Source organism: uncultured Nostoc sp., from assembly GCF_964245575.1.
In the GTDB taxonomy this organism is placed as follows: domain Bacteria; phylum Cyanobacteriota; class Cyanobacteriia; order Cyanobacteriales; family Nostocaceae; genus Nostoc.
In genome coordinates this window covers 1-12,248 of record NZ_CAXTNP010000246.1, presented here as the reverse complement: position 1 = coordinate 12,248, position 12,248 = coordinate 1, and the positions used below count along the sequence as shown (strand labels likewise).

Genomic DNA, 12,248 nt, shown 5'->3' with positions numbered 1-12,248 from the left:
CCACTCCCTACTCCCCACTCCCCACTCCCTTCAGTTCTAGTTCTAGTTGTTCTTCCTTCTGGCTACTGGAAAGTATTTGGGGGAGTTGTTCGATTTGGAAATATTGATGAAATTTTGGGGTTACTTGGAGTGAATAGGAGCGAGAATCGCTGTCTCGGCGCTTTCGGATGAAACCAAGTTCTACGAGTTCTGGAACGTGCTGATATACTCCTGAACCGCGCAGGTTAATCAAGTCGCTCTGGAGTATGGGACTATTGAGGGCGATCGCGGCTAAAGTTCGCAATGCACCTACACCCAATTCTACTGGGATCATAGTTTGCACTAAGTCATGAAAATCAGACCGTAGTTGCAAACTGTAACCATTTGAAGTTTCTACTACCTCTAGGGCGCTATCTCGGTGGGCATAGTTGTCCATAAGTTCAATTATGCCTTCTTTGACAGTGGCGCGATCGCACGCGGCATACTCGGCGATTTCGCCGAGCGACAAGGGTTTACCCTTTAAATACAGAATTGCTTCTATCTTCGTCGCTGTGGCTGTAATCATTTAGTTATTAGTCATTAGTCATTGGTCATTAGTCATTGGTCATTAGTACATGACAACTAATAATCAACAAGTGTGTGGCATTATATCGTAAATTGTCAAAATATTGTTTTAAAATCTCAAATTGGGGATTAGGGATTGGTTATTTTTCGTACCTCTCTTGTCTCCCTTGTCCCTAGTCCCCAGTCCCCAGTCTCCAGTCCCTAATCCCCAATCCCTCTACTTATGAGAATAAATTCTGCGATCGCTAAATCTTGTGGAGTTGTCACTTTTAAATTTGTCTCTTCTCCCTCGACAATTCGCACTTCAATACCGCACTTTTCAAATAAAGCGGCGTCGTCAGTTACTTCCCAACCTTGACGGACACCTTCAGCGTGGCACTGTTTCAACAACTTGACATCAAATCCTTGAGGAGTTTGTGCCGCCCATAATTGCCGTCTGTCGGGTGTTTTTTGAATTATGCCTTGTTCATCGACAACTTTGATAGTGTCTTTGACGGGTACACCAGCAATTAAACCGGGACAATGGCGAATCGCCTCGGCACAAGAGTTAAATAAATCTGGTGTGGCAAGGCATCTAGCCCCATCATGAATCAACACTTGTTCTGCGGCTACTGGTAGCGCCTGCAAGCCATTGTAAACAGATTCTTGGCGGGTGGAGCCGCCTGTAATCAATTCCACTGGTTTAGTCAGCTTCAGATCGGCGAGAATTGCGTTGAAGTCTGGCCAATCCGTAGGCTGAGAAATAATCCCGATCCAACTGATTGTACTGGCGGCTTCTGCGGCTAATAGAGTCCAAGCAATAATTGGTTGCGATCGCACAAGCAGCAGGAGTTTATTGCGGTTACTCCCCATTCTTTTTCCGATTCCCGCAGCTGGAATTAGTAAATACACAGAATTCCTCAATCTTTAAGCTATATATTTTCCCCTAAAATAGGGAGCGAGTAAGCGTCAATAAATATTATGCGAGTAGTAGCCCTTGTACCTGGCGGAATTGGCGACCAAATTCTCTTCTTTCCGACTCTAGATGACCTGAAGCGCAATTACCCTAACTCTCAGATAGATGTCGTTGTTGAACCCCGGTCAAAGGCTGCCTACCGAGTGAGCAAGTCAGTTCACGAGGTACTGCCCTTTGATTTTCAAGACCGTAACAGTCTGGCAGATTGGGGTAACTTGGTGGGCACAATTCGCGATCGCGAATACGATATTGCCATTGCTGTTAAGCAAAATTGGTTGGTGGGTCTTTTACTCTGGTTGACAGGAATTACCACACGCATTGGCTACCAAGGCAAAGGTTCAGTTTTTCTTACCGATGCTGTGCCATTCAAACCATCCCAGTATGCGGCGGCAGTATATCATGATTTGCTGCAACCATTAAGCATAAAAACCCCTGTCCCAGAGTTAGCTGTAAATGTGCCAAAACCAGATATTGACTGGGCAGAAAAGGAACAAAAACGTTTAGGAGTGCATGAAACAGGTTATATCTTGATTCATGGCGGTTCTGGCCAGTTATCCCAGGCTAAAGAACTGGATAAAATCTACCCTGTCGAGAAGTGGCACCAAATTATTCAAAACTTCCAAGATAAGCAACCTGATCTGCCTGTGGTGGTAATTAAGGGGACTGACGATGAGCAGTTTGTGCGATCGCTTCTGGGGTCTTCTCCAGATATCAAAGTAACTGCCCCAGATGATATTGGTAAGTTAGCTGCCATAATCGCCGGGGCAAATCTGATGTTATCTACTGATAGTGCGGCACTACAACTGAGTGTTGCAGTCAAAACCTATACCATCGCCCTATTTGGGCCCACTGATCCAGCTAAGTTGTTGCCGAAAAACGATAAATTCCTGGCCATTGAATCCCCCACGGGAAAAACGGCGGATGTTTCACCAAACGCAGTTTTGGAGAAAATTTGGGGCGGCTAAACTAGCAGTTTGTCTCAATTTCTGCAATCAGTCTATTGGATATCCAATGTAGTTATGCATTTGTTAAATGACCGCAAAACCTGGACATGACGGCTAGATTTTGCGGTCATTCAGTATTAAAAAATACGCTAGTCAACTAGATTTTTCTCTGCATTTATGCCGGAGAGGACTAAATCCATGTGCCATTAGTAGTTTGTAAAGAAATAATTGATGGTTAAGGATTGTTCGTAGTTTGCGCCTTAGCGAAGACAGCGCAAACTACGAACTTATCAAATCAAAGTTGACTGTGCCAATTTTAGATTTTATAGCTGTAGCCATATTAGTTAGGACGCTGCATTGCTTGAGAACGGTTTCTATAGCATCACGTAAATTATCGGATTTGGCTAACAACTTACGAACCCTACTTTTGGGCTATGCCCAACACTTTTCAATCAGATTGAAGTCTGGCGAGTAGGGGAGGAGATAAACTAACTGGCATCCTGCGGCTTCAATTAATGAAGCAATCTGGCCACCATGATGAGAAGTGTTAAAAATTATTTCGGTTCATGCCCCGACATCGTGTGGATGGAACAATTCCATTATCCAAAATTCAAAATTCGGTAATAAGTTTTAGTTAAGCCTGATAACGGTTTATCCTAGTTAAGAAATACTTGTTAACGAATATTTTAAAAACTTGCTAACAGTCTTATACTAGTAATCGAATATAAGGTAATAAGTTTATGACTAAAAGTAATAATCATTTCTTCAAGAGGCTCCCAGGTTTTTGACGGTCTCCGTATTTCGGACAGCAGATTTGACCGTAATCATGGACTCATCTCTTCAAATTCTCCCTTAACCACCTCTCAACATCCACAACCTCCTTCCCATCTTTCCAATTAAAGCTTTTCTCCAAATCCCAACTCACACCCCTCCCTTCTGCAAACACGACCCTATACTTCTTAAGCGAATTCTCTGGATCTTTCGCCAACTCCCTCTTTAAAAACTCCACACTCCACTTTTCCCTCCTCACCTCCCTACCCAGAACGCTCTCCACAATATCCGCCACCCGTCCATATGTCACTGTATCCCCAGCCGTAAACACTACCTCATTCCTGAACCTCGGATTCTCCATAAAGACAATTTCCGCTGTCAGTACCCCAATATCTTCCGGTGTTGTCACCGTTACAGCCGTTTCCCAACTTCCTAGCGCTCGCACAACGGATTCATCTAAATCAACAACCCCAAAGGATCTTTCAAAGAGAAAACTCGTAAACATCCCCGTAGACACTATCACCCATTCCGTTTTGCTTTGGCCTCGCAATAAATCTCGTACGTCTAATTGCACGTCGAATAGATCTTGGGCTGAACCTCGGCCAATAACATCATAATCCACCCCAAATTGCCACGGTAAATACCTCGCCACGCCCGCATCTAGGACTGCATGGGCGATTTTCAGTTGGATACTACTTCCGGCTACAAAGCCCACACAACTAATGACAGTATGATAGGGTCTGAAAAGGGCAGATAGGTCGGAACTAGAGCTGTTAACAATATCTCCAGCGATAAACCTGATGCCAAGAGCTTTCAGTTTGTCTAATTCGGTCTGCTTTGTCGGTGTGCTGGGAAAGTTTATTGTGCTTTGGCGGAGGAGAACGGTGATGGTTGTGTCTGTTGGGGCAAGTCGTGCGAGATTGTGCAGCATAGACAGGCCAAGTTCGCCTGCGCCGAGGACGAGGATGGAGGTCATGATTAATGAATAGGAGGGTAACGTTTTATCTCAAGCAATCCACGATTTAAATACAGTAGTTGTTGCACTTAGCGATTTAGCGATTTAAAATATCTCAAAAAAAGCATCCTCTAATTCATAACCCAGCATTTGGGCCATAGACTTCAGCCGCGAGAGGCTGGGGATATTTTGTTGTTTGAGCCAATCACCTAAAATAAAGATTTTGTGCATCAAAAATATTTCTAAGGCTTCAGGATTGTACTGAATGCCTTCTTTGGAACTGAACTGGTGTGGTACAAGCATGGCGCTATAACGAGCAAATTCTCCAGCTTTCCAATCTAGTAAAAATGGTAACCAAGGATATTTGGCATCTAGGCGCACAAACCACAGCCGCACCTCTGGAATTTCTGAGAGTTCCCGTGGATCGCCAGGTTCGAGTTTATAATTGATATCAAAGCGTAGCTCCTGTTCATGGTATACGGCCCCATCTTGCAGCAGTTGTTCAATCACCGTTGACGCAGGCGACAGATCCAGATTGTTAATGAAGTCATTATTGAGTGCGATCGCAATTGTCTTTGATTCAGCAGCCACTTTTTTGATGCTCAACTGTAGGATCGAGAATCTAGAGTAGCAGCTTTCAGGGATTGACGCTAGATTGACCTTTATAAATAAATTAGTATTTACTAATACTTTTTTTGCTGATAATTGCTCAACCTATACACAAGTCTGACCTTCTCTAATTTATTTGATACTTTTGCTTAATTTTCTCTGGTTATAACAAATATACATCTAGTTGGTAGCCTTGATATGAGCAAATGGCGATGCCTGCAGCAGGCTACGTCTACGCCACTCACGTACACCGCATTTCTACACTTAAATGTTACTTTCGTAATAGCGATAAATACTTGTATTTAACTAAAAAATTACTACATAATTAACATGGTATGGCATTAGAATTAGCCTAATTGGGGCAGGCGTTGCCTTTCGCAAGGTGGACATTTACAGCAATTTTAAGTTAAAGTTGTAATGAGTTTGTTTTAAATTAAGGTCTGACAAAGTAGCCGTCAATAAGCAAAAAAATCATTATCGCAACCTGTAACTTCCGCAGCATCAAAAGCAAAAACACAAATACAGGTGAAAGAGTGGTGTGTAATATCATTGCATATATTAAATAAGCAATAAACATTTAAATAGGAAAATTCCCTCAACAGTTAAAAAGCTGTAATATGCAAAAAGAAACAATTTCTACAAAACCAATTCGCTCCCTAGAAGATGCGCTTGAACAGTGCCAAATCCTGGGTATGCGCGTCAGCCGCCAGCGTCGCTTTATTCTGGAATTACTTTGGCAAGCAAATGAACATCTTTCTGCTAGAGAGATTTATGATCGCTTGAACCAACAAGGTAAAGATATCGGTCATACTTCTGTTTATCAAAATTTAGAAGCATTATCCAGTCAGGGCATCATTGAGTGTATTGAACGCTGTGATGGGCGTCTGTACGGCAATATCAGTGACTCTCACAGTCATGTAAACTGTATAGATACAAATCAAATTCTTGATGTCCATGTGGAACTCCCAGAAGAGTTAATCCGCAAAATTGAAGAAGAAACAGGAGTGCGGATTACTGACTACAGTATTAACTTTGTTGGCTACCGTAACCCCCAAGAAGGCTAGTGCCACAGGGCAAAAGTCACGCATTCACGCATTCACGCATTCAAAAAGCTTTAATTTTGGGCTTTCTGGCTGTAATGAAATGGTAGGTTTATTTCCGCCGACCTGTACTAGGGAATCGGAACAAGGGGGCAAGGACGAGACTAAGCAATGCCCTATTCCCTATTCCTCAACAGAATTATTGCCAAAAATTGTCTCATCATCGGCATCATCATATAAATCTATTGGTAGAATTGTGCCTTCGGAGCTTTCAATTACTCCGAAGGCAGGGAGTTTGTTCCAATTATCTGTATTTGTCGCAATTTTGACGGTGTTTAAGAAGGGCTGTTGCGATGCCTGCGGCGGTAAACTACGCGAATGCTTCAATCTTTGAAACGACTCTTGGGAGAAGGAAGCATCATTTTCGCTGGCTAATTTTTTGTCAGCCTCAGCGAGAATGGCATCAAATAAGCAAGTGTTGGTGAGATTGGCAGAATTAAGATTTGTCCCCATAAGATTTGCCTGTTGGAGGTTTGCACCTGCGAGATTCGCCTGTTGGAGGTTTGCACCTGCGAGGTTTGCCTGTTGGAGGTTTGCACCTGCGAGGTTCGCCTGTTGCAAATTGGCTCCAACCAAATTCGCCCCGATTAACTCCGCATTGGATAAGTTTGTCTGCTCAAGATTTACCCCAGTTAACATTACTTGACACAAAGAGGCTCCCGATAAATTGAGTCCAGCCAGAGACTTTATTCGGGTTGCGAAGGCACTCTTATGCAAAAGCCTTGTTCTAGCAATCAGCTCACTTAAAGCCTCTGGATTGAATTCTGCCAGATTGACTGGATTCCCACAAGGCCAAAAGGGAACTTTTGTTTCTCGGTAGCAAGCACAAAGCAATAAAAATACATTCAGTCCCACCGCAGCATTCACCTGCTCAACATTCACCGGGTTTTGCAGTGCGTGAAAATGAGTCAAAGCTTTGTGGGCTATCCCTTCATCCAACCAACAGCCTTGACAGTAAGCACGCCAGAAAGACAAAAGCCGTTGGAACAAAACTTCAAAGGAAAACTTGTGCTTTTGCTCCCGGCGTAAAATTGCGATCGCCAATTCCTCAATTTCTTGGCTAAGTATCCCGTAACCCAGTAAATTGTAAATATGCTGGGCTACACCATTAGGAGAATCAAGCATAAAAGTGAGCGTCCCATAAACCTCATCTTGGCACTGAGTTAGCAATTTCAACTCAGCAGTCACAGCCTCAGCATAAAGATATTCTCCTAACTTAATATGCGAAAACTCAATTAAACTAGTTTTTGCTGCGCTTTTGCCTGAGCTTTCTAAATCCCGAATTTTAAAATAAAACCCTGGTAAAGTATTAAATTCACCAGCCAAATTAATTTGATGACGTTGTGAGTGTAAAATTTTCAGAGCGATCGCTTGCATCTGCTCAATTAAATCTTGGGGATGACGACTAGCGAGTAAATTAGCGATCGCTTCTGGAGTCCGGTGGATATGAGCCAATCCCGATCGTAGTAGCATCGTTTTAATACCGCCAATTAGCGGATAGCCCAACAACCATCGACTCAGGCGATGATAAATTTCCCATAACAGAGAAGACTTTGGGTTATTAGCAGCTAAGTGTAATAGTTCATCATCTAGCAGTCCGTCGCGGTGTAAAATGCCTAATAAATGCAGCATTAGGGGTTGACGGACAAGGGCAGAAAATTCTCTTAACTTTGATTGACTGGCAAATAACCCTGTCTGTTTTAAGAATGTAAAGAAATTTTGAGCGATCGCCAACGATTGCACTTTTGCCCACTGCTGAAACCATTGTTTGAGTTCCTCCGCATCCAACGGCTGAATGATAATTCGCTTCAATGGCAACGGTATGTCTGGCGCAATTTTTTGTAATGTCGTTGATCGACTCGTTAACAAAATTTTGTGTCGGTGCTGAGATTGAAAGTTCAGTAGTTGCTGAAGAAAAATTGCTTGTGTTCTTATACCCACAGCAGAAGGGGGTAGTTCATCCAAACCATCCAGCAGCAACAAACAAGGGAGATTTTCTTGCTCTAACCAAGTTGAAAGATTAACAGCAAAGGCAGAATTTAGGGTTTCGATGAAAGTTTTGCCATAAGTTACATCTCGTAACCTAATTAGTATAGGCATCCAATTAGGGTAAAATTCTTGTGCTAACTGTGCTGCCCAAAGTTGACAAAAACTAGTTTTTCCATAACCAGGTTCCGACTCAATCAGAGCGATCGTTTCTAAATCAGCTAGCTGTTGCTGTGCCCATGTTTTTAAATCAACTGGCTTAACAGTTTTTTTATCCTGCTCAGAAATACTTTCCTCTATTGGTAAGCCTTTTTGTGCAACATAGATATCTTTGAGGGCAAAGGATTCTATCAGCAAAGGCATACTGAGGTTTTTAATCAAACTTGCACGATAATGTTCTCGGTGCAAATCAATTTTCTCAGTAGCTATAGAACCCAATTCTGGGGCGATCAAATTGGGAGATAATGAAATCCCTAAACGAAAAAATTTTTGCAGTTGAGCTAAAGGTGCAGCATTTTCGGTAACGACTACCAGTAAGTGACCAGGAAGTGAGTTGAGCAAACGCTGTGTTAGCAGTTTAGCTTCAGGTTCCTCTGCACCATTGGCAACTAACCAAGCTATGGCAGCGTTATTTATTTGTTGCACCAGTAATGAGTCGGCAACCAAAGACAGTGCTTGTTCAGCTTGAGTATCAGTTAATTTACCTGGGCTGAGAGTTTTTAGTAACCCTTGCAGTTGCGAATCTTGGAGGGTGAGTTTACCCATTTCCTCCTTCAGGATGTGTGGTGGGATGGGTATATTTGCTCGGTCTAGCCACGGTTTTTGCAGGCTTGCTTCCTGCTCTAGAATTGCTTGCAAAGCTTGGAGATAGGCAATTTGAAACGCTAGCCATGTACCTTCGTTACGTTTTAACGGTTTTTTTTGGCTGAGGCTACGCAACAGGTTTTCTGTTAACTGGGAAATGACATTGATTTCTTCCCAAACAATACTTAAGGGCAGTTCTAAAACCTCTACCAAGGTACAGAGATCAAGAGGCATCAAGCTTTTGACTTCCATATCCTGAACAATCCGGTAGGCAATACCTGCCAATTGTCCCGCCGAAAATCCTCTAATTTGATTGATTACGAGATAGCGATCTGCCAACCAGTGCCGAATACTCAAGTTCATTTAATTACACAGTGACGGCTGCATAAGGCAATTATGATCGATTTATCAGTTTGCGAAAACAGGTAACAATGGGGAAGACAAAGTTTTGTATCAAAGTTGTTTTCTGATTGGTAAAAAACAGTGCTTGTATAACTGAGTAGACTATGACCGATCGCCTTCTAAAATTATTGTTAATCGACCAAGACCCGATTTTTCGTCTGGGATTACGGGGAGTTCTAGAAGCAATTCCTAACTTGGAAGTAATAGCGGTAGTAGAAAATGATACTGCTGCCTTACAGATTTTAGCGGAAATTGCCCAAGAAGACCCAAATCAGGTAAATCTGGTGGTTTTGGAATTCGGTAATGGTCGCTCCACTACCAGTCAACAGCTAGGTTTACAATTCTGTCGGCAACTCAAAGCCTTATATCCCAACCTGCCAATTTTGCTTCTCAGTTCTGTTCAAGAACAAGGACTGCTATTGGCTGCAAAATCTGTTGGTATTAATGGCTACTGCCCCAAAGGTACACCACTTCCTGAATTAGTCGCCGCCATGCAAGAAGTTGCAGATGGTGGTGACTATTGGTTCCAAGACACGCAACCAATAATAACTCCTAACTTTTTACTCCCTAGTACAGAGGCGATTAATCGCGTCTCTCCCTACTCCCCACTCCCTTTATATAGACTCCGAAATAATTTTCGTTTGTCAGGAATTGCTCACATTGAGGCTACCCTAGCCGCAGTAACAGCACAATTACAAGTTCCTGGACTACCAGTATTAGATCGAGCAATTCTAGCTGGACGACGGCGAGAACTGCTAGCGGCTCGTTGGTTGCTAAATCGGTTGTTGGTTTCATCACAAGAAAAGCAAGAGGAAGATATTCCCGTTGCTGATCAGCCGCCTATCACTCCTTCATTGAGTAGTGCGATTCAACAAAGGCAAATATCACCTTTACTTAGTCCGGGAACACTACAATCTGCATTATTTGCATCTTGTGTTACTAAACTTCAATTTTCTTTACGAAATATCACAGATATACCTTTAGAAATTGACATATTTCGTGAAGATAAAAAACGAGAATTACTTTATCTTATTCTGCAAAAATTTGCTCAACAGTTGGATGAATTGCGTGCTTCTAAAATAGAGATAAATCAATTATATGAAGTCAAGTTTAGATTATTACGTGAGTTATGGCAAGCAGCAATTACAGATTTTTTTGGCAAGTTTTCTCGGATAAAAGTAGGGAATCAATACATAGAAATTGTTAATTATTTATTGCCAAGCATAGAAGTTGTGCAAAGAGATATTCTTAATAAAATTCCGTTAGTTTATGAATTGTATTCATATCTAATGTTTCAAACAGAATTGAACATTGATAATACCTCCTATCCAGTAGTCAGTGCTGAAGCCAAGTCCCAAGCATTAATGATTTTAGAAAACTTGTTGATTCAGGTAGCGAATGGGATAGTGCAACCACTGTTAAATTCTTTAGCAGATGTAGAAGCGATTAAGCAAAACTTTTATGGAAGGCAATTGATTTCCACAAGAGAGATTGAACGATTTAGAAATGATTTGTCGTGGAAATATCGATTAAAGAATTATATAAGTGAGCCAAAAGCCGTTTTTGAAAGCCGTTACGAACTATTTGTAATTGCGCCTCGTGGTATCGCCAATACTTCAGTTTATGCTCCTCGAAATCAGGAATTAGTAAAACTTTCTAATATTCCTTTAGTAGTAACTTTACTTTTAGAATTTAGTGATGCGATCGCACCGCGTTTAAAATCACTATTAGCTTTTGTAGGTAGCGGTATAGTTTTCATTCTCACCCAAATAATTGGTAGAGGTTTAGGTTTAATCGGTCGTGGTATTCTTCAAGGTATTGGTAGTGTTTCGTTAATAGAAAAAAACTTAAGACGAAATAGCGATCGACCCAAGTGAGGGACAAGAATTAATAACCAATCCCCAATCCCCAATACTTCGGCTTCGCTCAGTACAAGTCCCCAATCCCCAATCCCCAATGACAAATGATTTTATCGGACTAGGAATTTCTTATATTTATGCTATTGGTCTGCTTGTCATTGGCGAGGGACTGCGTAGGCTGTTTGGTGTAAAGCCAGATTTGACCCGCAAGGTAATCCATATTGGTGCAGGGATGTGGGTTTTTGGTGTCCTGCTACTGTTTAACCACTGGGAAATCGGAATTATACCTTTTGCTACCTTTATCGGACTCAACTACCTGTTTTACCGCTACCGAATCATTGGCGCAATGGATACCCAGGATAGCTCCCCTGGTACAGTTTATTTCGCTATCTCAGTGACGCTGCTTTTCGGGCTACTATGGCGACCAGATGGGCCAGTAGATAGCGTTGCGATCGCCGTAGCTGGGATAATGGCGATGACTTGGGGTGATGCACTAGCAGCATTAATCGGTAGGCGCTTCGGGCAGCATAAATACCAAGTGGGAAATTCTGTGCGTTCCTGGGAAGGTTCAGCAGCAATGTTTGTGGCGAGTACAGTAGTGATTTTCTTAGTGCTGTTGCTGCTACCAGGTTCCTCGCTGAGTCCCCTAGCAAAACCTTTTAGTTTGGCATGGGCCTTATTGACGGCGGTAATAACTGCTACTTTCGCCACCTTAGCAGAGGCAGTCTCACCCCACGGTACAGATAACCTTAGTGTGCCTCTAGTAGCGGCTGGGGTAGTGTGGGTAATAATGCAGGGCTTTTAAACCAATACGCTTGGGTTAAGGATAATTGTAGGTTGGGTTGAACTTTAGTGTTACCCAACAAATGCCGGAAAATGTTGGGTTACCCTGCCTTAAGCCCCAACTCTTGGAGAGGCTTCTCTACGAGAGGCTACGCCAACGCCAACGGGTCTACGTTCCTCAAACGCCACTTGCTTCTCCTGTCGGAGACGCTGCGCGAACAAGCAGGTGTTCCCGTCCAATGCAGTGGCTCCCCAACCTACGCAAATTTATTTTTCTGGCTTAACCCAAGCGTATTGGGTTTTAGAGGTTGTTTGAAAAGTGGTTGGCTGTGATTTTAGGCACTTATTGATCCCCCCTAACCCCCCTTAAAAAGGGGGGGACAGGAATCAAAGTCCCCCAATTTATCAGGGGATTTAGGGGGGTCTAGAACGTTTTGCTACCGAGAAGAGGACTTTTCAAACATCCTCTTAAACCAAAATTTAACTTCCGAGTTCAAAGGCTCAACTTCCGAGTTCAAAGGCTCAACTTCCGAGTTC

11 protein-coding genes are annotated in these 12,248 nt (G+C 42.6%); 5 read left to right on the top strand and 6 right to left on the bottom strand.

What is annotated here, in order from left to right:
* Positions 1 to 7: 7 nt before the first annotated feature.
* The gene (gene scpB / locus ACFFAP_RS29295) at positions 8 to 544 is read right to left on the bottom strand and encodes an SMC-Scp complex subunit ScpB (protein ID WP_375514526.1); all 537 of its coding nucleotides are present in this window, start codon (positions 542 to 544) and stop codon (positions 8 to 10) included.
* Between the two features lie 200 nt (positions 545 to 744).
* Entirely contained in the window at positions 745 to 1,434 is a 690-nt protein-coding gene (gene ispD / locus ACFFAP_RS29290) for a 2-C-methyl-D-erythritol 4-phosphate cytidylyltransferase (RefSeq protein ID WP_375514525.1), read from the bottom strand.
* Between the two features lie 69 nt (positions 1,435 to 1,503).
* Between ispD and ACFFAP_RS29285 the strand changes: the two genes are divergently transcribed.
* Positions 1,504 to 2,463, top strand: coding sequence for a glycosyltransferase family 9 protein (locus ACFFAP_RS29285; protein ID WP_375514524.1), 960 nt, complete (start codon positions 1,504 to 1,506; stop codon positions 2,461 to 2,463).
* 411 nt (positions 2,464 to 2,874) lie between these two features.
* On the opposite strand, the gene ACFFAP_RS29280 is transcribed toward ACFFAP_RS29285, so the two are convergent.
* From ACFFAP_RS29280 to ACFFAP_RS29270, 3 genes are all read right to left on the bottom strand, one after another.
* Complete coding sequence (locus tag ACFFAP_RS29280; protein ID WP_375514527.1) at positions 2,875 to 2,997, bottom strand: transposase; 123 nt, start codon at positions 2,995 to 2,997, stop codon at positions 2,875 to 2,877.
* 277 nt (positions 2,998 to 3,274) lie between these two features.
* Positions 3,275 to 4,189, bottom strand: a complete 915-nt coding sequence (locus ACFFAP_RS29275; RefSeq protein ID WP_375514523.1) for an aromatic alcohol reductase — start codon at positions 4,187 to 4,189, stop codon at positions 3,275 to 3,277.
* 84 nt (positions 4,190 to 4,273) lie between these two features.
* Positions 4,274 to 4,759 carry a CRR6 family NdhI maturation factor gene (locus ACFFAP_RS29270; RefSeq protein ID WP_375514522.1) on the bottom strand — a complete coding sequence of 162 codons (486 nt, stop codon included), beginning with the start codon at positions 4,757 to 4,759 and terminating at the stop codon, positions 4,274 to 4,276.
* Positions 4,760 to 5,394: 635 nt separating this feature from the next.
* On the opposite strand from ACFFAP_RS29270, the gene ACFFAP_RS29265 reads away from it, so the two are divergent.
* A complete protein-coding gene (locus ACFFAP_RS29265) occupies positions 5,395 to 5,841 on the top strand; it encodes a Fur family transcriptional regulator (protein WP_196525174.1) in 447 nt (148 codons plus the stop codon).
* Between the two features lie 159 nt (positions 5,842 to 6,000).
* Here the strand turns inward: ACFFAP_RS29265 and ACFFAP_RS29260 are convergent, their stop codons facing one another.
* Complete coding sequence (locus ACFFAP_RS29260; protein ID WP_375514521.1) at positions 6,001 to 9,030, bottom strand: pentapeptide repeat-containing protein; 3,030 nt, start codon at positions 9,028 to 9,030, stop codon at positions 6,001 to 6,003.
* Between the two features lie 143 nt (positions 9,031 to 9,173).
* On the opposite strand from ACFFAP_RS29260, the gene ACFFAP_RS29255 reads away from it, so the two are divergent.
* From ACFFAP_RS29255 to ACFFAP_RS29245, 3 genes are all read left to right on the top strand, one after another.
* Positions 9,174 to 10,946 carry a DUF3685 domain-containing protein gene (locus ACFFAP_RS29255; protein WP_375514520.1) on the top strand — a complete coding sequence of 591 codons (1,773 nt, stop codon included), beginning with the start codon at positions 9,174 to 9,176 and terminating at the stop codon, positions 10,944 to 10,946.
* 79 nt (positions 10,947 to 11,025) lie between these two features.
* On the top strand, positions 11,026 to 11,733 hold the full coding sequence (locus ACFFAP_RS29250; RefSeq protein ID WP_375514519.1) for a diacylglycerol/polyprenol kinase family protein: 708 nt from the start codon (positions 11,026 to 11,028) through the stop codon (positions 11,731 to 11,733).
* A 71-nt stretch (positions 11,734 to 11,804) separates the two neighbouring features.
* Positions 11,805 to 12,044 (top strand): hypothetical protein, encoded by a 240-nt coding sequence (locus tag ACFFAP_RS29245; protein ID WP_375514518.1) that lies wholly within the window; start codon positions 11,805 to 11,807, stop codon positions 12,042 to 12,044.
* The last annotated feature ends 204 nt before the right edge of the window (positions 12,045 to 12,248 follow it).

Excerpts from the sequence above, each read along its gene's own strand:
- scpB (WP_375514526.1), bottom strand. The coding sequence starts at position 544 with ATGATTACAGCCACAGCGACGAAGATAGAAGCAATTCTGTATTTAAAG.
- ACFFAP_RS29275 (WP_375514523.1), bottom strand. The coding sequence starts at position 4,189 with ATGACCTCCATCCTCGTCCTCGGCGCAGGCGAACTTGGCCTGTCTATG.
- ACFFAP_RS29250 (WP_375514519.1), top strand. The coding sequence starts at position 11,026 with ATGACAAATGATTTTATCGGACTAGGAATTTCTTATATTTATGCTATT.
- ACFFAP_RS29285 (WP_375514524.1), top strand. The coding sequence starts at position 1,504 with ATGCGAGTAGTAGCCCTTGTACCTGGCGGAATTGGCGACCAAATTCTC.
- ACFFAP_RS29260 (WP_375514521.1), bottom strand. The coding sequence starts at position 9,030 with ATGAACTTGAGTATTCGGCACTGGTTGGCAGATCGCTATCTCGTAATC.
- ACFFAP_RS29265 (WP_196525174.1), top strand. The coding sequence starts at position 5,395 with ATGCAAAAAGAAACAATTTCTACAAAACCAATTCGCTCCCTAGAAGAT.
- ACFFAP_RS29245 (WP_375514518.1), top strand. The coding sequence starts at position 11,805 with ATGTTGGGTTACCCTGCCTTAAGCCCCAACTCTTGGAGAGGCTTCTCT.
- ACFFAP_RS29255 (WP_375514520.1), top strand. The coding sequence starts at position 9,174 with ATGACCGATCGCCTTCTAAAATTATTGTTAATCGACCAAGACCCGATT.